17 protein-coding genes are annotated in these 20825 nt (G+C 42.4%); 13 read left to right on the forward strand and 4 right to left on the reverse strand.

The genetic code is table 11. The features are described 5' to 3' along the window. Nucleotides 1–32: 32 nt before the first annotated feature. Complete coding sequence (deoC, locus tag ACU696_RS04650) at nt 33–701, reverse strand: deoxyribose-phosphate aldolase (RefSeq protein WP_109912599.1); 669 nt, start codon at nt 699–701, stop codon at nt 33–35. Between the two features lie 168 nt (nt 702–869). Between deoC and rbsK the strand changes: the two genes are divergently transcribed. The 3 genes from rbsK to ACU696_RS04665 all read left to right on the forward strand — a co-directional run bounded on the left by rbsK (nt 870) and on the right by ACU696_RS04665 (nt 4296). Continuing rightward, complete coding sequence (rbsK, locus tag ACU696_RS04655) at nt 870–1799, forward strand: ribokinase (protein ID WP_004915011.1); 930 nt, start codon at nt 870–872, stop codon at nt 1797–1799. Between the two features lie 108 nt (nt 1800–1907). Continuing rightward, on the forward strand, nt 1908–3215 hold the full coding sequence (gene fucP, locus ACU696_RS04660; RefSeq protein ID WP_004915008.1) for an L-fucose:H+ symporter permease: 1308 nt from the start codon (nt 1908–1910) through the stop codon (nt 3213–3215). A 64-nt stretch (nt 3216–3279) separates the two neighbouring features. Next, a complete protein-coding gene (locus ACU696_RS04665) occupies nt 3280–4296 on the forward strand; it encodes an aldose 1-epimerase family protein (protein WP_164528349.1) in 1017 nt (338 codons plus the stop codon). Between the two features lie 35 nt (nt 4297–4331). Here the strand turns inward: ACU696_RS04665 and ACU696_RS04670 are convergent, their stop codons facing one another. Beyond that, nucleotides 4332–4739 carry a DUF2750 domain-containing protein gene (locus ACU696_RS04670; protein WP_004915000.1) on the reverse strand — a complete coding sequence of 136 codons (408 nt, stop codon included), beginning with the start codon at nt 4737–4739 and terminating at the stop codon, nt 4332–4334. Between the two features lie 143 nt (nt 4740–4882). On the opposite strand from ACU696_RS04670, the gene ACU696_RS04675 reads away from it, so the two are divergent. From ACU696_RS04675 to dusA, 7 genes are all read left to right on the forward strand, one after another. Then, nucleotides 4883–5902 carry a mechanosensitive ion channel family protein gene (locus ACU696_RS04675; protein ID WP_109912597.1) on the forward strand — a complete coding sequence of 340 codons (1020 nt, stop codon included), beginning with the start codon at nt 4883–4885 and terminating at the stop codon, nt 5900–5902. A 272-nt stretch (nt 5903–6174) separates the two neighbouring features. Then, complete coding sequence (locus ACU696_RS04680) at nt 6175–8334, forward strand: ornithine decarboxylase (RefSeq protein ID WP_110731426.1); 2160 nt, start codon at nt 6175–6177, stop codon at nt 8332–8334. Between the two features lie 98 nt (nt 8335–8432). After that, entirely contained in the window at nt 8433–9368 is a 936-nt protein-coding gene (gene uriH, locus ACU696_RS04685; protein WP_196719092.1) for a uridine-preferring nucleoside hydrolase UriH, read from the forward strand. 3 nt (nt 9369–9371) lie between these two features. Further along, nucleotides 9372–9845: a DUF6882 domain-containing protein gene (locus ACU696_RS04690; protein ID WP_115166508.1), complete on the forward strand. Its 474-nt coding sequence runs from the start codon at nt 9372–9374 to the stop codon at nt 9843–9845. 356 nt (nt 9846–10201) lie between these two features. Further along, nucleotides 10202–10411 (forward strand): YdgH/BhsA/McbA-like domain containing protein, encoded by a 210-nt coding sequence (locus ACU696_RS04695; protein WP_123382770.1) that lies wholly within the window; start codon nt 10202–10204, stop codon nt 10409–10411. A 137-nt stretch (nt 10412–10548) separates the two neighbouring features. After that, the gene (ycaC, locus tag ACU696_RS04700) at nt 10549–11175 is read left to right on the forward strand and encodes an isochorismate family cysteine hydrolase YcaC (protein ID WP_004914979.1); all 627 of its coding nucleotides are present in this window, start codon (nt 10549–10551) and stop codon (nt 11173–11175) included. Nucleotides 11176–11387: 212 nt separating this feature from the next. Continuing rightward, nucleotides 11388–12389 carry a tRNA dihydrouridine(20/20a) synthase DusA gene (gene dusA, locus ACU696_RS04705; RefSeq protein ID WP_109912593.1) on the forward strand — a complete coding sequence of 334 codons (1002 nt, stop codon included), beginning with the start codon at nt 11388–11390 and terminating at the stop codon, nt 12387–12389. A gap of 55 nt (nt 12390–12444) precedes the next feature. On the opposite strand, the gene ACU696_RS04710 is transcribed toward dusA, so the two are convergent. Beyond that, nucleotides 12445–13428 carry a quinone oxidoreductase gene (locus ACU696_RS04710; protein ID WP_110731425.1) on the reverse strand — a complete coding sequence of 328 codons (984 nt, stop codon included), beginning with the start codon at nt 13426–13428 and terminating at the stop codon, nt 12445–12447. 211 nt (nt 13429–13639) lie between these two features. Here ACU696_RS04710 and dnaB point away from each other — a divergent pair, with 211 nt between their 5' ends. From dnaB to ACU696_RS04725, 3 genes are all read left to right on the forward strand, one after another. After that, nucleotides 13640–15052, forward strand: a complete 1413-nt coding sequence (gene dnaB / locus ACU696_RS04715; protein WP_004260904.1) for a replicative DNA helicase — start codon at nt 13640–13642, stop codon at nt 15050–15052. A 252-nt stretch (nt 15053–15304) separates the two neighbouring features. After that, a complete protein-coding gene (gene alr / locus ACU696_RS04720) occupies nt 15305–16387 on the forward strand; it encodes an alanine racemase (protein ID WP_209102662.1) in 1083 nt (360 codons plus the stop codon). A gap of 102 nt (nt 16388–16489) precedes the next feature. Further along, on the forward strand, nt 16490–17686 hold the full coding sequence (locus ACU696_RS04725) for an amino acid aminotransferase (RefSeq protein ID WP_447343043.1): 1197 nt from the start codon (nt 16490–16492) through the stop codon (nt 17684–17686). Nucleotides 17687–17765: 79 nt separating this feature from the next. Here ACU696_RS04725 and uvrA read toward each other — a convergent pair whose 3' ends face one another. Then, nucleotides 17766–20600, reverse strand: coding sequence for an excinuclease ABC subunit UvrA (gene uvrA / locus ACU696_RS04730; protein ID WP_109912590.1), 2835 nt, complete (start codon nt 20598–20600; stop codon nt 17766–17768). Between the last annotated feature and the right edge of the window lie 225 nt (nt 20601–20825).

The following is a 20825-nucleotide window of genomic DNA, read 5'->3' on the forward strand; positions in this document are numbered from 1 at the left end:
AAAATTGGCGCGGTTAGACCGCGCCCCATCACTTAATAGTCACTTGGTTTGGTGTTATTGCCTGTGACAATGGCAACGCTTGCACTTGCACCGACACGGTTTGCACCCGCTTCAATCATTTTAATTGCGGTTTCACGGTCACGCACACCACCGGAGGCTTTTACACCGACTTCATCGCCAACCACTTTACGCATCAGTGCCACGTGGTGTTCTGTTGCGCCCATTGTACTGAAACCTGTTGAAGTTTTCACAAAACCGACTTTAATTGTGCGGCAAATTTCACAAACTTGAGTAATTTCTTCATCAGTTAACAGGCAATTTTCTAAAATAACTTTTAATGTTGCTTTACCACAGGCAGCAAATACCGCTTCAATGTCTTTGCGAACAAAGTCTAAGTCGCCACTTTTGAGCATGCCAATGTTGATAACCATATCCACTTCATCAGCACCACGACGCACGGCTTCTGCTGCTTCAAACGCTTTCGCTTCCGTTAAGCAAGCGCCTAATGGAAAGCCTACCACACAGCAAACTTTAACGTCGCTGTTTTTTAAAAGCTCGCTGGCTAAAGGAACATAACCTGTGTTTACGCACACCGATGCAAAATGGTGTTCTGCCGCTTCGGCACATAATGTTTTAATATCACTAACAGTGGCATTAGCAGCAAGTAAAGTGTGATCAATATATTTTGCTAAGTCTTGCATTTTCAACTTTCCTATATAAATGTGGGATAGACAACAAAGAATGAGGAAATGTGGTAGATATAACACTTGATCATTCGTTATTCGAGATCCTAATCACAAATGATATTTTTGCAACATGATAATGTTACTATCATATCATTATGTGATTTATTTAACACGAGGGACATTATGGATATAGCAGTTATTGGTTCAAACATGGTTGATTTGATCACTTACATCGATCAAATGCCAAAAGAAGGCGAAACTTTAGAAGCGCCAGCTTTCAAAATTGGTTGCGGTGGTAAAGGTGCGAACCAAGCGGTTGCTGCTGCTAAGTTGAATTCAAAAGTGATCATGTTAACCAAAGTGGGGGATGACATTTTTGCGGATAATACGATCCGTAACTTGGAGTCTTACGGTATTAACACTCGTTATGTGGAAAAAGTGCCTTGTACCTCAAGTGGCGTCGCACCTATTTTTGTTAATCAAAATTCATCAAACAGTATTTTGATCGTCAAAGGGGCGAATAAATTTTTATCACCTGAAGATATCGATCGTGCAGCGGAAGATCTGAAAAAATGTAAGTTGATCGTTCTGCAATTAGAAGTCCAGCTTGAAACGGTTTATCACGCGATTTCATTTGGCAATAAACATGGGATCCCAGTGTTACTGAACCCAGCCCCTGCACAACGTACGCTCGATCTCGATTTTGCCTGCCGATGTGATTTCTTTGTCCCTAATGAAACGGAACTTGAAATTTTAACCAATATGCCAGTCGACACGATGGATAACATTCGTCGTGCTGCGCAGTCTTTATTGGATAAAGGGTTAAAAAACGTCATCGTAACATTAGGGGAAAAAGGGGCGTTATGGATGACTCGCGACAGCGAGTTACATATACCCGCAATTAAAGTGAATGCGATTGACACCAGTGGTGCAGGGGATGCCTTTATCGGCTGCTTCTCGCATTACTATGTCCATACGGGGAATATTGAAGAAGCACTGAAAAAAGCCGTTCTGTTTTCGGCTTTCAGTGTGACAGGGAAAGGAACTCAATCTTCTTATCCAAGTGTTGAACAATTTAATGAATTTGTGCAAATCAACACCGCTAATGAATAGCTAAATAATAATAGTCCAACGTAGCTATATACCCTTTGAATAATTAAGTGGTCATCAGAGCCACATAGCCACTCATCGGGTATAAATTATAAAAATATAAGGGTTACTATGAACATTAAGAACATCACTCAGTTACCGGATGGCTACCTGAGTAAGACACCTCTATTCCAATTTATCCTACTATCGTGCCTGTTCCCATTATGGGGATGTGCCGCAGCATTAAATGATATTTTAATCACACAGTTTAAAAGTGTCTTTGAACTCAGTAACTTCGCCTCGGCTTTAGTACAAAGCGCATTCTATGGTGGTTATTTCTTAATCGCCATTCCGGCGTCGTTAGTGATCAAAAAAACCAGTTATAAATATGCCATTATGGTGGGGCTGATCCTGTATATCGCGGGTTGCAGTATGTTCTTCCCTGCATCTCATATGGCGACCTATACCATGTTCTTGGCGGCTATTTTCGCCATTGCGATAGGTTTAAGCTTTCTCGAAACCGCCGCGAATACCTATAGTTCAATGATAGGTCCTAAACAATACGCCACATTGCGTTTAAATATTAGCCAAACCTTCTACCCAATTGGTGCCGCAGGCGGGATCTTACTGGGCAAGTATCTGGTATTTTCCGAAGGGGATAGCTTACAAAACCAAATGGCGGGAATGAATGCGGAGCAAATCCATGAATTCCGTTTAGCCATGTTGGAAAATACCCTCGAACCTTATCGTTACATGATTATGGTATTGGTTGTGGTAATGATCTTATTCCTTATTACTAAGTTTCCTAAATGTAAAGTGGCAGAAACGCAAGATCATAAGCGTCCTACTGCATTAGAAACCTTAAAATATTTAGCGAAAAATAGTCGCTTTAGAAAAGGAATTATTGCCCAGTTTTTATATGTCGGAATGCAAGTGGCAGTATGGTCATTTACTATTCGTCTCGCATTAGAAATGGGGGATATTAACGAACGTGATGCCTCGAATTTCATGGTGTATAGCTTCGCTTGTTTCTTTATTGGTAAGTTTGTTGCCAATATTTTAATGACCCGCTTTAATGCAGAAAAAGTCTTAATTATCTACTCGGTGATTGGTGCGCTGTTCCTAATTTATGTTGCATTTATTCCGAGTTTTACAGCGGTCTATGCAGCGGTGATGGTCAGTATTCTGTTTGGACCTTGCTGGGCAACTATTTATGCAGGCACTTTGGATACCGTTGATAATGAACATACTGAAATGGCCGGGGCGGTTATTGTGATGGCGATTGTCGGTGCTGCAGTTGTCCCTGCGGTTCAAGGCTATGTCGCAGACATGTTGCACTCATTACAACTTTCATTCCTTGTTTCCATGCTGTGCTTCGTGTATGTCGGTATTTACTTTGTGGGTGAACGCCGCTTTAAAGCGAAACAAGCCACGAAATAGTTCCTCAAATTGGGTAGTGTAAGCTGCCCAATTCCATTTATCTCATTAAACCGTGAGTATGAAAATGAATACATTGATACCTCTTCACAAAAGCTTATTTACGGAAAACCCGACGCTTATTTTAAAAAATGACCAATTTACTGCCACGGCATTTCGTTACCAAACAGGCGTGGAAGGGTTACGAATTGAAAATCAGCAAGGGTATTTAACGATTTTACCTTTTTTAGGGCAAATGATTTGGGATGCGGAATTTTGTGGCCAAAATCTGAAAATGGAAAATATGTTTTCAGCGCCAAAATCAGTTCCAACAGTAGTTGAAACCTACGGTTGCTTTGCATTCCATTCAGGTTTAATCAGCAATGGTTGCCCTTCTCCAGAAGATTCTCACCCATTACATGGGGAAATGCCTTGTGCATCAATGGATAGCGCTTGGCTGGAACTGACAGGCGAAAGTTTGAAAGTTGTCGGCGAATATGAGTATGTGATGGGTTTTGGTCACCATTATCGTGCGACACCGTCAGTGCAATTAAATGCGGGCAGTGCATTATTTGATATTCATATGTCAGTCACCAATTTAGCATCGGTTCCTATGCCTCTCCAATATATGTGCCATATGAATTATGCTTACGTGGAGAATGCAACGCTAACACAAAATATTCCTGAAAAAGCGATTAAATTGCGTGAATCAATACCAGGGCATGTACAGCCAACTGAAAAATGGCTGGCATTTAATGAAGCGTTGAAATCTGGCAAAGTCTCATTAAATCAGCTTAATCAGCCACAAATGTGTGACCCTGAAATTGTGTTTTTTATGGATGATCTTAGCCAATATACCGCAACGCCTGAGTTTAGGATGATTTCACCCGCAGGAGATACGTTTGTAACGCGTTTTAAATCTAACCAGCTAAATTATGCAACTCGTTGGATTTTGTACAATGGTGACCAAAAAGTTGGCGCATTTGTACTCCCTGCAACTTGTCGTCCAGAAGGCTTTTTAGCCGCGAAAAATAACCAAACACTGATTTGGTTAGAGGCGGGGCAAACTCGTGAATTTACTGTGACTACTGGTGTTGAAAAGTAGTTTTTTGCCTCAGAAAGGCAGCACATTGCTGCCTTTTACTCGTATTGTTGGCATTCTTCTGCTAAATCGGCGAGAAGCACCGCCGCATCATAAACTAATGTTTTTTTTCCATCAGGTTGCATCATCAAAGCAACCTTAATATTTGCTTCATGCATATCAGGCAAAATTTCTGTCATCAGGTGTTCAAGGGTAAATAGCATTGGCGTAAAATTCGCCCATTCACCCGTTAAACACAATTCAACATACGCTTTGGCAGGCCATAGGGGCAGAAAAAGACATTTTTCATCATTCCATGCGGTAACGAGGTTTTCCCCATCACCGAGGCTCCACACTTGCTCCCAGTCAGCAATTTTACCGACAAAGTAGTTATACTGTTGGTATGGCCTAAGCGCATGGACATTATTTATTTCTTTCTCATTTGGGGAAAATAGGTTGTTATTCATTATTGGATAATCTAAAAAGTAACTGATAATTATTGGGAAAATTATCTTTATAATTGTTATCTTAATAACAAGATAATGAGAAATAGTACACAGTAAAACAAATAAAAATAAGATCTATCAGGTAAATTTTAGGGCGGTTAGAAATGATAGAAGCATTACTTGAAAAATATGCGATTGGCATGACTTTAATTGCGGTTTTTCTCGCAATCTATTTAGCTTTTGAGATTGTACATAAACGACGTAAACATAAACATAAGCGCAAAAGTATTTTGATCCATGTGGTTCAAACTCTTGTGCTGTGTGGCGTGGTGATTGTTATTGCCCAATATGTAGACATGGCAGCAACGGATTTTGATTTAACCTTTATTTCAACTTCTCTGGTTAATTTTATTACCATCTCATTGATTGCATTGATTTTAATGCGAAAACTGTTCCAGCTAGCGAACCGACTAGAAAAAACACAGATTAAAAAAGGCAGTGATCCCACTTCGGCACGTATTGTCGCCCGCGTATTTAAAACCACGATATTTGTCATTATGGTGCTACTGTTTGGTGAACATTTTGGGATGAGCCTTTCTGGTTTGATGGCATTTGGTGGGATTGGCGGTATTGCTATTGGTATGGCCGGTAAAGATATCTTGAGTAACTTTTTCTCTGGGTTAATGCTCTATTTTGATCGGCCCTTCAACATTGGTGATTGGGTCAGTTCACCGGATCGAAATATCGAAGGGACGGTAGTTGAAATCGGCTGGCGGATCACCAAAATTATTACGTTTGACCACCGTCCACTCTATATTCCCAACTCGGTTTTTTCTTCTATTAGTGTGGAAAACCCAGGGCGCATGACTAACCGGCGCATCAAAACTGAAATTGGTTTACGTTACGAAGATTCAGACAAAATTGGGGCGATTGTCGACGATATCCGCACAATGTTGCAACAAGATGCGAATATCGATACCAGTCAAACCTTATTAGTTTATTTCGATGCTTTTGCCGACTCTTCGTTAAACATTATGGTGTATTGTTTTACCAAAACAACAGTTTGGGCTGAATGGTTAGCGGCGCAGCAAGCGGTGTATTTGAAGATCATTGAGATAGTTAAACGCCACGATGCGGACTTTGCATTCCCATCACAGACTTTGTATGTGGAAAAAAACAACTAACGTCCCATTACGGATAAATTGACCGATTAATTGGTGGTGATCATCGGGTTAATTGGTTAATTTATCTTTTTATTATCTTTATGATGGCCTGAAGTATGGGGGCGTGGGTTGTGATGAGATAGAATTTTTATGCTATTAACCAGTGGCTTATAAAATATATTCGACTTTCTAAATCTGGTTATTTTTTCCGACCATGCTAATCATTTCAATTCCCTGATCTATCAAGTATATTGTCCGCCTCTTTTCCTCAGCTAACTAAGAGCCAGACTGCTATGAACAAAATCAATGTGGCATGTAGCCAGGGGGTCGCAATCTATTTCACTAATCAATTTCAGTGGATAGATATTCGCGATGCACAGTTAAACAATATTGCCGCTGTCGTGTTATCTGAACAAGATGCCAACCAAGGGCTGTGGGAAAGAGTCGTTGAGAGCCAGTTGAGTATTCCGCTGTTTATCATCAGTGATAAACAGCTGCCAACCGATGAAAATTTACCGCCTTATTTGACGGCGCTATTAGCACCCGCCCCCGCTGCTCGTGAAGAAAATAGTCGTCAATTACTCGATGCTGCGAATCAATATCTTGAGCAGTTATTACCGCCATTTTTTGCTCGAATGATGGATTATGCTGCGGGTCATAATGTCACTTTTGCCTGCCCAGGGCACCAAGGCGGCCAATTTTTCCGTCGTCACCCGACAGGGGAGCAATTTTATCAATTTTATGGTGAAAACCTGTTCCGTACCGATTTATGTAATGCTGATGTCGCAATGGGCGACTTATTGATTCACGAAGGCGCAGCGAAAGAGGCGCAAAAATTCGCCGCGAAAGTGTTTAATGCGGACAAAACTTATTTTGTACTAAATGGCACTTCATCATCCAATAAAGTAGTGTTAAACGCGTTGTTAACACCGGGTGATTTAGTTTTGTTCGATCGTAATAATCATAAATCAAACCACCATGGGGCGCTGATACAGGCGGGGGCAACACCGGTCTACCTCGAAACCGCGCGTAATCCTTTTGGTTTTATTGGTGGTATTGATGCGCACTGTTTTGGCGAAAGTTATTTACGTGGACTTATCCAAGAAGTGATGCCAGAAAAAGCGCAAGCCAAACGGCCATTTCGCTTAGCGGTGATCCAACTTGGAACTTATGACGGTACGGTGTATAACGCAAGGCAAGTCGTTGATAAAATAGGTCATTTATGTGATTACATTTTATTTGATTCCGCATGGGTGGGGTATGAGCAATTTATTCCCATGATGCGCCAGTGCTCGCCATTGCTACTTGAATTAAATGAGAACGACCCCGGGATCATGGTCACTCAGTCAGTTCATAAACAACTGGCTGGTTTTTCTCAAGCGTCACAAATCCATAAAAAAGATAATCATATCAAGGGGCAAAAGCGTTTTGTTTCACACAAAAAACTCAATAATGCTTTTATGATGCACGCCTCTACCAGCCCATTTTATCCTCTATTTGCTTCTTTGGATGTCAATGCACGTATTCACCAAGGTGATGCAGGCAAAATGATGTGGATGGACTGTGTGAAAGTGGGGATTGAGGTAAGAAAATCGATATTTCAGCACTGCCGCTATTTTAAGCCTTTTGTCCCTGAAATTGTCGATGGCAAGTTATGGCACGAATACCCAACAGAGCAGATCGCCGCTGAGCAACGTTTCTTTAACTTCATACCGCAAGAACGCTGGCATGCATTTGAGGGTTATGAGCAGGATCAGTACTTTGTTGACCCTTGTAAACTGATGTTAACGACACCGGGGATTGATGTTGAAAGTGGAGAATATGAATCTTTCGGTGTTCCTGCAACGATTCTGGCTCACTTTTTACGTGAACATGGTGTGATCCCTGAAAAATGTGACTTAAATTCAATTCTGTTTTTATTAACCCCAGCAGAAACACATGAAAAACTGGAACTGCTAGTATCTCATTTAGTCCGCTTCGAACAGTTATTGGATGAAGATGCGTTATTAGAGGATGTATTGCCTTCTGTTTATCTGCGTTATCAAGATCATTATCAAGGTTATACATTACGCCGTTTATGCCAAGAAATGCACCAGCTCAGCGTTAATGACAATATTAAACAGCTGCAAAAAGAGATGTTCCGTAAAGCTCACTTCCCTGAAGTGAAAATGGCACCTCAGCAGGCACATTTAGAATTTATTCGTGGTAACTGTGAATTATTGCCATTGGATGAATTAGAAGGCCGTATTGCTGTTGAAGGGGCATTACCGTACCCTCCAGGCGTATTGTGCGTTGTGCCTGGGGAAGTATGGTCAGGGCCAGTACTGCGCTATTTCAAGGCACTAGAAACTGGTATTAATGCATTACCGGGTTTTGCGCCGGAGTTACAAGGTGTTTATATTTCAAAAAATGAAGGTGAGAAAAAACGAGTCTATGCGCATGTTTTAAAATAAATTTCTGAATATTCAGATATTAAGCATAGATTTTACCTTGCTAGCTCGTTAAATTGGGGTCAGTGCCATTTCTGACTCCAATTTTAATAAGGTAAGGTATGAGCAAAAAAATAATCCTCGATTGTGATCCCGGCCATGATGACGCTATCGCGTTATTACTGGCTTACGGTAACCCTGACATTGAATTATTGGCGGTAACAACCGTTGCCGGCAATCAAACCCTCGAAAAAGTGACTCATAATGCACTGGCTATCGCTGAAATGGCGAAAATTACGGGTATTCCCTTTGCTGCTGGCTCGGTACGTCCTTTAGTTCGGGAAATTGAAGTTGCGCCTGACATTCATGGGGATTCAGGGCTTGATGGGCCTGTACTACCGACACCAACATTGCAGCTTGATGAGCGACATGCCGTTTCACTGATTATCGAAACCATTATGTCTCACCCGCCTAAAACAGTAACTTTAGTGCCTACTGGCGCATTAACCAATATTGCGCTTGCTGCTCGTCTTGAACCGCGCATTGTCGAGCGAGTTAAAGAAGTGGTGCTGATGGGTGGGGGCTATCATGTTGGGAATTGGAGTGCGGTAGCTGAATTTAATATCAAAATTGACCCAGAAGCGGCTCATATTGTTTTCAATGAGAAATGGCCGTTAACCATGGTGGGCTTAGACCTTACCCATCAAGCGTTAGCAACTCCTGATGTAGTGAATGAAATTGCTGCGATTGGCAGTGATTGTTCGCAGTTTGTCGTCGAACTACTGGATTTCTTTGGGAAAATGTACAAGCAGGCCCAAGGCTTCGATGCGCCGCCAGTACATGACCCTTGTGCGGTTGCTTATGTTATTGACCCTAGCGTAATGACCACACAAAAAGTCCCAGTGAATATTGAACTGACCGGAACGCACACGTTAGGCATGACAGTGGCTGATTTCCGCCATCCGGCTCCTGAAAATTGCCATACTCAAGTTGCCGTTAAATTAGACCATCATAAATTCTGGCAGTTAATTATCAAGGCATTAAAAAATATTGGGTAATCAATGGATAATGAAATAGAACAAATGCCTTATGAGGCATTAATTGAACGTAGCATGAATGCGTTACAGGCCAAAAACCAATTTCATTGTGATACATGGAAATTAGATGAAGCAGATTGGTCAGTAAACCAAGACGAAGGAACCATTATATTTCATGCACCTGATAATCTTATGGCAACAGCGCCGGTGCAAATTGTTGGTACATATGACCAAAGCCAAGGTAGTTGGATGTGGAGTTGGGCAAACAGTTCTATCGACAACGCTTTAACGCAAGATGCAATCGCGGTGAAAGCTTATGGCGAGCGGAAAGACAACACATTATTAACCGCCCGCATTAGTCAAATCGAAGAGTATGATGCATGGCAATTAACGGCATTAACCTGCGAACTCAATAGTCAACAAGGGGTATACCGTGGAATTGCGGGGCATACTTTGATCTTTATGACATTTGGTGAGGTTTCTCTTCAACAAATCTAGTATTTGAATGCCTTATGACGCATTAAATAAGGCATTTAAACACCTTTATTCCATAACCTATTCGTTACACTCAGTTTTTCAATGAGGAACTTGCTATCAGCAGCAACTCCAGAATTGGCTGAGTAACTTATTGAATTAATAAATAGTTAACTAATCATCGATATTTAGCTCGATGTATTTCTCCACCTAACTATCAATAAATCTCTTTCTTATTTCGCTTACACATATATTATTCAATTTAATTGAACTAGATGAGCGATATTATTAGATTTAACCTAAATGTGATTATCGATAAGATACCTTCATCGCAGACAACAAGGGTTGTCTCATCGAATACTAAGTGAAGGAATTAGACTATGAACATGTTAAAAACTTTGATGGCAGCTTCTGTATTATCTTTCGTTGCATTTGGTGCATCAGCAGTAACAATCACTGCAACAGGTGATACACTGGCTTCAACAGAAGCGATAATTGCGGCTAAAGCTAAAGCGGCTGGTGCAGACAGCTATACAATTACCAGCGCTCGTATGGGGAATTTTGTCACAATGAGTGCTGAAACCAAATAACAAATTGTGTGAATTCATCTTATTGAAATATTTTTGATGAAAAGTGGTGTTTTAGGATCAGTAAGTAGATTAAATGCCACTTTTATTTTATCTGAACCAATATAGAGTACTTTTCTAATCATTGAGGAGTCGTTGATATGAGCTTTAAATATAACCGCCTAGATAAAGATAATGCAGCTGTATTACTTGTTGACCATCAAACGGGTTTGTTATCGCTAGTTCGTGACCAAGATCCGGACAAATTCAAAAATAGCGTGTTAGCGCTAGCCGATCTGGCAAAGTATTTTAACTTACCAACTATTTTGACGACATCTTTTGAAGATGGTCCTAATGGCCCATTAGTTCCTGAATTAAAAGAAACCTTTCCAGATGCGCCTTACATTGCCCGTCCAGGTCAAATCAACGCGTGGGATAACGAAGAGTTCGTCAAAGCGGTTAAAGCCACAGGTAAAAAACAGCTAATCATTGCCGGTGTTGTGACAGAAGTGTGTGTGGCATTTCCTGCACTATCTGCACTGGAAGAAGGCTATGAAGTTTTTGTTATTACTGATGCCTCAGGTACATTTAACCCAATAACACGTGATGCCGCATGGGATAGAATGTCAAAAGCAGGAGCTCAACTGATGAGCTGGTTTGGTGCTGCTTGTGAATTACACCGTGATTGGCGTAATGATGTGGAAGGTTTAGGAACGTTGTTCTCAAACCATATCCCTGATTACCGTAACTTAATGACTAGCTATGCACTGCTTTCTGCGAAAAAATAGTGCGTAACTGGGTATTAAAATGACATAATTGGTTTAAAAATCCTCGATACGACATTGCTCATATCGGGGGTTATTTCGTTAAATTAACTGAGTTCAGCCGCTCATTTTCGTCATCATCGCACTTAATTCGCTCTATGTTATAATAGCCTGCTGTTTTTGCTTGGCTCCTTGCTTTTGGAGCTATCCATTTGATTTTAATACACAAGACCACCATGCATCAAAATACCTCAAAACAAGGCTACACCAACCTAAACCGATTTTCCGTTGCGCCGATGCTCGATTGGACAGATCGCCATTGCCGTTATTTTCATCGCTTATTAAGCAAAAACACCTTGCTGTATACCGAAATGGTCACAACAGGGGCGATTATTTACGGAAAAGGGGACTATCTTGCTTTTAGTGAGGAAGAGCATCCTGTTGCGTTACAGCTTGGTGGTAGCGATCCTGCCGCATTAGCGCAATGTGCCAAATTGGCACAAGAGCGTGGTTATGATGAAATTAACCTAAATGTAGGTTGCCCATCAGATCGCGTACAAAATGGGCGTTTTGGTGCTTGTTTAATGGGAGATGCGCAGCTTGTTGCTGATTGTGTGAAAGCCATGCAAGACGTGGTTTCTATTCCTGTAACCGTAAAAACGCGTATTGGTATTGATGAGCAAGACAGCTACGCGTTTTTATGTGATTTTATTGAAACTGTTTCTGATAAAGGCGGCTGTGAAATGTTTATTATCCATGCACGTAAAGCATGGTTGTCCGGCCTTAGCCCAAAAGAAAATCGCGAAATCCCACCACTTGATTACCCGCGAGTTTATCAATTAAAACGTGATTTTCCTCATTTGACCATGGCGATTAATGGTGGAGTCAAAACGCTGGAAGAAGCAAAAGAGCATCTTCAACACCTAGATGGCGTCATGGTGGGGCGCGAAGCCTATCAAAACCCGTCTATTTTAACGGCGGTTGATAACCAATTGTTTGGTGAGCACTTTCCTGTCACTAATGGTGTTGACGCTGTTAGAGCGATGTACCCTTACATCGAAAAAGAGTTATCGAAAGGCGCTTATTTAGGCCATATGACCCGCCATATGTTAGGGATTTTCCAAGGTATCCCCGGCGCACGTCAGTGGCGTCGTCATTTAAGTGAAAATGCGCATAAAAAAGGGGCTGACTTAGTCGTTGTTGAGCAAGCTCTCGAGTTTGTGACGCGTGGCGAATAGCTATCATGTGGGGAAAAAAGCGCCATTTGGCGCTTTTTGCATATTGAGTCGCTTATTATGGAACCAATAAACTCGAACCTTGGGTTTTTCTTGATTCGATAGTGAGGTGAGCTTTTTGTGCATCTTTTAAAGCAAAAATTTGTGATTGCGGCACATCTACATTCACTTTTCCGCTTAAAATCATATCAAATAAGGCATTACTAGCTTGGTCTAGCTCAGCACGGTTAGTCACATAGACACCCAGTGATGGGCGAGTGACGTATAATCCGCCTTTTTGGTTTAAAATTCCTAAGTTTACACCGGTAACAGGACCAGAAGCGTTACCAAAACTCACCATTAAGCCGCGACGCTTGAGCGAGTCTAAAGAAGCAATCCATGTAGATTGACCGACAGAGTCATACGCCACATTCACTTTCTCGCCATTAGTGATTTCTTTCACGCGAGCTGCAATGTCTTCTGTTTGGTAATTGATGACTTCCCATGCTCCGGCATCTTTGGCTCTTAACGCTTTATCTGCAGAACCCACCGTGCCTATCATCTTAGCGCCTAGCGCGTTTGCCCATTGGCAAGCTATCAACCCAACGCCACCTGCAGCGGCGTGGAACAGAAAGACTTCGTCACGTTTCAGTTGATATGTCTGATGGAATAAATAATAAACCGTCATGCCTTTTAATGAGCTGGCTGCGGCTTGTTCAAAGGTAATACCATCAGGAAGGTGTGCCACGGCACTTTCAGGGACATTATGGACTTCGCTATAAGCACCTAGAGGGCCTTGCGCATAAACGACACGGTCACCGGGCTTGAAACCTGTGACATGGGCACCAGTTTTCACAACAACACCTGCCGCCTCTGTACCAAGGCCACTTGGTAGCTTAGCAACAGGGTATAAACCGCTGCGAACATAGGTGTCGATAAAGTTAATCCCGATAGCACGGTTTTCTATTTGAATTTCATTATCTGCTGGGTTTGCTGGGGAATAATCTACTAAGTTAAGTACATCAGCGCCGCCATGTTGCGCGAATTCAATACGTTTTGCCATGACAATCTCCAATAAGGACTATTCATTTTAATTACAATAACAATCGTTTTATCATAACGCCATGTTTCAATCAGAAGAATTACAGGTTTGTGCTTTCAGTGATGTATTTATCCTGTGATTACTTTGCGTAAAGACGCAAAGAAAACCACAAAAAAATAAGATTGGCGTATACTAAGCGCAGATCGTTAATTATAGACTTGGATATTAATGTATGGCTAAAAAACCCTCATCAAATTTCAAAACGGATGCCCCACGAGACCACCAAATGGAAGGGTTAAAACTTCCACCACATTCTCTCGAAGCGGAGCAGTCTGTTTTAGGGGGGTTAATGTTAGATAACGAGCGCTGGGATACCGTTTCTGAACGTGTGACTCACGCTGATTTCTTTAGCCGACCCCATCGCACCATTTTCTCACAAATGCAATTTTTGCTTGAGCAAGGCAAACCCATTGACCTTATAACGTTATCGGAATCACTAGAACAACAGGGTGAATTGGATAGCGTGGGTGGCTTTGCTTATTTGGCTGAGCTATCTAAAAATACGCCAAGTGCAGCGAATATTAATGCTTATGCTGACATCGTCCGCGAACGTGCGATTGTTCGCGATATGATATCTGTCGCCAATGAAATTGCGGATGCAGGTTATGACCCACAAGGGCGTAGCAGTGAAGATCTCCTCGATTTAGCCGAAACCAAAGTTTTCCAAATAGCCGAGTCAAGAGCGAATAAAGATGAAGGGCCAAAGGGTATCGAAGCCATTTTGTCGGAAACTGTTGAAAAAATTGAGCAACTTTACCAACAACCGCACGACGGCGTTACTGGGGTTTCAACAGGTTATCAAGATCTCGATAAAAAAACAGCAGGTTTACAAGGCTCTGATTTAATTATTGTTGCTGCACGTCCGTCAATGGGGAAAACCACCTTTGCGATGAACTTGTGCGAAAATGCGGCGATGACAGAAGAAAAACCGGTACTTATCTTCAGCTTAGAGATGCCCGGCAACCAAATTATGATGCGTATGTTGGCGTCACTATCTCGTGTCGACCAAACTCGCATTCGTACTGGGCAACTTGATGATGAGGATTGGGCGCGAATTTCAAGTACGATGGGCATTTTGATGGAAAAACGCAACATGTACATCGATGATTCGTCAGGTTTGACTCCCACAGAGGTACGTTCACGTGCGCGTCGTATTTATCGTGAACATGGTGGGTTAAGTTTGATCATGATTGACTACCTTCAATTGATGCGAGTTCCTGCTCTTTCTGATAACCGAACGTTAGAAATTGCTGAAATTTCACGCTCACTCAAAGCGTTAGCAAAAGAGCTTAATGTTCCCGTAGTGGCGTTGTCACAGTTAAACCGTAGTCTTGAGCAGCGTGCAGATAAACGCCCTGTTAACTCGGATTTGCGTGAATCAGGGTCTATCGAGCAGGATGCAGACTTAATCATGTTTATCTATCGTGATGAAGTTTATCACGATAACAGCGAACTCAAAGGCGTTGCGGAAATCATTCTCGGTAAGCAACGTAACGGGCCGATTGGTACAGTACGGTTGACGTTTAATGGGCAGTGGTCGCGGTTTGATAATTACGCGGGGCCTGCGTATAACGACGAAGACTAAATACTCGTCATATTTTACACGGTTGCGGTGTTGGCTGCACTCAGCTACGCGAGTCACATAGTTATGTATGCTCCCCGCGATATCTTCGCTTGCCGCCTAGCGATATTGCAAACTATTTAGAGTATTAAAGCTAAACGACCAAGATCGAATGGAAATTGGTTTTTTTTAGCGTATAACAAATAGAGAACATATTGAGCTGCCAATGTGCAGCTTAATTTTTAGCGGCTTTATAGAAAAAAGAACGAGGAAACAATGAAAGCGGCAACCGCATTGATAAACCGCCGCGCTCTGCGACACAACTTGCAACGGGTGAAAGAAATTGCACCAAATAGCCGAATGATTGCAGTTGTTAAAGCAAACGCTTATGGTCATGGGTTAGTAGGGGTTGGTCAGGCAGTAGAAGAGCTGGTGGATGGCTTTGGTGTGGCAAGACTCAATGAGGCGCTACTATTACGGCAGCACGGTGTGATAAAACCGATTGTTTTACTGGAGGGTTTTTTTGAACAATCTGACTTGTTGTTAATGGCAGAACACCAGATTGACACCGTGATCCACTGTATAGAACAGCTTGAAATGCTAGAAGCCACCAAATTACCCTATCCTCTTAAAGTTTGGATGAAACTGGATACAGGCATGCACCGCCTTGGTGTACTGCCGAAAGATGCCGAAGACTTTTATCAACGTTTACAACGCTGCCAACAAGTTCAGCTTCCTATTAATATTGTTAGCCATTTTTGCCAAGCAGATGCCCCTCATTTACCGACAACTGAAAAACAAATTACTTGTTTTAAACAGTTTATTGCTGGTAAAGAGGGGGAAAAATCCATTGCCGCCTCCGCTGGAATTTTGCTGTGGCCAGAAGCTCACTATGACTGGGTTCGCCCAGGGATCATGATGTATGGTGCATCCCCACAAGAAGGGAAAAGCGCAAAAGATTTCGGTTTATTTCCTGTGATGACATTAAAATCAACATTAATTGCGGTTAGGGAGCATTCGGCAGGGCAATGTGTGGGTTACGGTGAAACATGGTGCAGTGATAAAGATACGCTGCTTGGTGTTGTTGCCATCGGCTATGGAGATGGTTATCCACGTAACGTACCTTCAGGCACACCGGTGTTAATTAATGGGCGAAAAGTGCCTATTGTTGGGCGAATTTCCATGGATATGACAGTGGTGGATTTGGGACTAAATGCCGATGATAAAGTGGGGGATGACGTTATTTTGTGGGGAAATCAACTACCGGTTGAAGAAATTGCCACACAAACAGGCATTATCAACTATGAGTTACTGACGAAGTTAACCTCTAGAGTTGCAATGGAATATGTAGACGAATAGCCAGCAAAGGGTTATTTTCAGATAACAACGTAAAAATGGCGCTAAATATGGCAAATCATCGCTTGGTTTATTTAGCGTAAAATAATGATTAGGAGATGTCCTGTGTTCGAACATGTTGATGCTTATCCGGGCGACCCAATTCTGTCGTTAATGGATGAATTTAATAAAGACACTCGTGAAAATAAAATTAATTTGAGTATCGGTCTTTACTATGATGGTGACGGGAAAACCCCTGAACTGGCGACAGTCGGTACGGCAAAAGCGGCGTTAAATAAACTGCCAGCAAGCGCATCACTGTATTTGCCTATGGAAGGTTTGAAAGATTACCGTACTGAATTACAAAAATTAGTATTTGGTGAGGATTGCCCGCTAATTGCACAGGAACGTATCGCTACTGTCCAAACGATTGGTGGTTCTGGTGCGTTAAAAATTGGTGCTGATTTTTTACATCAATATTATCCCGACTCAGAAGTGTGGTGCAGTGACCCAACTTGGGAAAACCATGCCTCTATTTTTTCAGGTGCGGGAACAAAAGTGCATTACTACCCGTACTTTGATGAAAAAAACAAAGGCGTTAAATTTGATGAGATGCTAGCGACATTCAAACAATTGCCTGCTAATAGCATCATCCTAATGCACCCGTGCTGTCATAACCCAACAGGCTCCGACCTGACTCCTGCACAATGGGATGAAGTCACTAAGGTAGCATTAGAACGCAAATTGATCCCATTTTTAGATATTGCTTATCAAGGTTTTGCAGAAGGCATTAATGAAGATGCTTATGCTATCCGAGCGATGGTTAAAGCTGGCTTACCCGTGTTTGTCAGTAATTCATTTTCTAAAATTTTTGGTATCTACGGTGAACGTGCGGGTGGCCTGTCGGTGATCTGTGAAAACCAAGATGAACGTGACCGTGTGTTAGGTCAGCTAAAAGCGGGTGTTCGCCGTTTATATTCTAGCCCACCATCTAATGGCGCAAAAATTGTTGCTGCGGTATTAACCAATAGCGCTGAAAAAGCTAAATGGTTAGCGGAAGTGGAAGAGATGCGTTTACGTATTTTAGACATGCGTACGGTACTGGTTAATGAGCTGAAAAAGGCACTACCAAACCAAAATTTCGACCACTTATTAAAGCAACGCGGTATGTTCAGCTACACGGGTTTTTCTAAAGAGCAAGTGGCTCGCCTGAAAGACGAGTTTGCGGTTTACTTGGTTGGAACTGGCCGCGTTTGTATGGCAGGTGTTAATCGTCATAATGTTAAACGTATTGTGGAAGCATTTGCCGCCGTTAGCCAATAATTTTTAGCTATCGTAATAATTATCAGGGAGCAAAATGCTCCCTGATGGTCTTTCTACTTATTTTTAATGGCCTTTCGACTTAATAGCCGCGTTCTAAAATCGTTTTCAAGAACCTTGCAGTGTGCGATTTTTCACACTCAGCCACTTCTTCTGGTGTACCAGCAATTAAAATTTCACCGCCACCACTACCACCTTCTGGGCCTAAATCGACAATCCAGTCCGCTGTCTTAATGACATCAAGGTTGTGTTCAATCACCACAATGGTATTTCCTTGGTCACGAAGCTGATGTAAAACGACTAAAAGTTGTTGGATATCAGCGAAATGCAGGCCTGTTGTTGGCTCATCCAAAATATAGATAGTTTGCCCTGTTCCGCGTTTAGACAGCTCTTTGGCTAATTTCACACGCTGTGCTTCACCACCTGAGAGTGTTGTCGCTGATTGGCCGAGACGTATGTAGGATAAACCAACGTCCATCAAAGTTTGTAGCTTGCGGGCAAGTGCAGGTACGGCATCAAAGAATTCACGAGACTCTTCGATAGTCATATCCAAAACTTCATGGATATTTTTACCTTTATATTTAATCTCTAATGTTTCTCGGTTATAGCGTTTACCTTTACATTGGTCACAAGGGACATACACATCAGGTAAGAAGTGCATTTCAACCTTGATGACCCCATCACCTTGGCAAGCCTCACAACGGCCACCTTTTACGTTAAAGCTAAAACGTCCTGGGTTATAACCTCGAGTCCGAGATTCAGGTACACCAGCAAATAGCTCACGCACAGGTGTAAATACACCAGTATAGGTGGCAGGGTTCGAGCGTGGTGTCCGGCCTATTGGGCTTTGGTCAATATCAATCACTTTATCAAAGTGCTCTAAGCCTTCGACATCCAAATAAGGGGCTGGTGTGATGGTGGTTGCACCATTTAATTGACGTTGAGCAATAGGGAATAGGGTATCGTTTATCAGTGTTGATTTACCCGAGCCAGACACACCAGTGATACAGGTAAATAACCCGACTGGGATTTTTAATGTCACATTTTTCAGGTTGTTGCCTTTTGCCCCGAACACAGTCAGCATTTTATCTTTATTAATTGGAACGCGTTTTTGCGGGATGTCAATTCTGCGCTCACCACTTAAAAATTTACCTGTGAGTGAATCTGGGTTTGCGACAATATCTTCCAATGTTCCTTGGGCAACAATTTGCCCGCCATGCACCCCAGCACCAGGGCCGATATCAATCACATGGTCTGCGGCGCGGATCGCGTCTTCGTCATGTTCAACCACGATCACGGTATTTCCTAGATCGCGTAGGTGGATCAAGGTTTCAAGTAAGCGGTCATTATCACGTTGGTGTAAGCCAATTGAAGGTTCATCAAGGACATACATCACACCCACTAAACCTGCACCAATTTGGCTTGCTAAACGAATGCGTTGTGCTTCACCACCGGACAAGGTGTCGGCAGAACGTGAAAGAGTCAGATAATTAAGCCCAACATTGACGAGAAACTTCAGGCGATCGCCAATTTCTTTTAAGACTTTTTCTGCGATTTGAGCACGCTGACCAGTGAGTTTTAGGTTTTGAAAAAATTCCATTGCGTGGCCAATGCTGTAATCTGCGATTTCCGGCAACGTTGTATTTTCAACAAAGACAAAGCGCGCTTCTTTACGTAAGCGCGTTCCATGGCAAGAGACACATGGACGGTTACTGATATATTTCGCTAACTCTTCACGGACAGCTGTTGATTCCGTTTCTTTATAGCGGCGCTCCATATTATTGAGTACGCCTTCAAAAGGGTGCCGGCGTACAGTGATATCGCCACGGTCATTACGGTATTTAAACTCAATCGTTTCTTTGCCTGAACCATATAAAATAATTTTTTGGATAGCTGGGCTCAGGGTGTCGTAAGGCGCTTCCACATCAAATTTATAATGCTCAGCTAATGACATTAGCATTTGGAAATAGTAAAAGTTACGGCGATCCCAACCGCGAATTGCGCCACCGGCAAGTGAGATTTCGGTATTTTGGATGACTCTTTCGGGATCAAAAAACTGCTGAACACCTAAGCCATCACAGCTTGGGCAGGCCCCAGCAGGGTTGTTAAAAGAAAATAGGCGAGGTTCAAGTTCTACCATACTGTAGCCGCAAACGGAGCAGGCAAAATTCGCAGAAAAAACCAGTTCTTCTGCGTTTGCGTCATCCATATCAGCGACAATTGCAGTACCACCAGATAGTTCTAGCGCGGTTTCAAAAGATTCGGCTAAACGCTGAGCAATATCATCACGAATTTTGAAACGGTCAACAATGACTTCAATCGTATGTTTTTTCTGTAATTCGAGCTTTGGTGGATCGGAGAGATCGCAAACTTCCCCATCAATTCGGGCGCGGATATAGCCTTGGCTGGCCAAGTTATCGAGTAGCTTAACATGCTCCCCTTTACGTTCTTTAACGACAGGAGCAAGTAGCATCATTCGGCGATCGGTGGGTTGAGCCAAAACATTATCGACCATCTGGCTAACAGTTTGAGCTGCAAGCGGTATGTCGTGATCAGGGCAGCGAGGTTCACCAACACGGGCAAATAATAATCGCAGATAGTCATGAATTTCTGTGATGGTTCCGACCGTCGAACGAGGGTTATGTGAAGTGGATTTTTGTTCAATCGAAATAGCAGGGGATAACCCTTCAATATGATCGACATCCGGTTTTTCCATTAAAGAAAGAAACTGGCGGGCATAAGCAGATAAAGATTCAACATAACGGCGCTGACCCTCTGCATACAGGGTATCAAAAGCTAAAGATGATTTCCCTGAACCAGATAACCCAGTAATAACAATGAGTTTGTCGCGAGGGATGACGAGATTGATGTTTTTCAGATTATGCGTACGTGCGCCGCGGACTTCGATATTATCCATTTACCACTTCCCGGATGATTTGATATTGAACAATCGCAAGAGACTATTATCACATATTTATGGCTGAATGGATATACAGTATTTCCTATTCGTCATATTTCAAACCGTGGCGTTGTTGGCTTCTCTCAGCTACGCAGGTCACATACTTTTGTATGCTCCCCGCGATACCTTCGCTTGCCGCCTAGCCACAGCTTGAACTATTTAGAATAGGTTCTGCTCGTCATA

The sequence above is a fragment of the Providencia sp. PROV_01 genome (genome assembly GCF_053098325.1).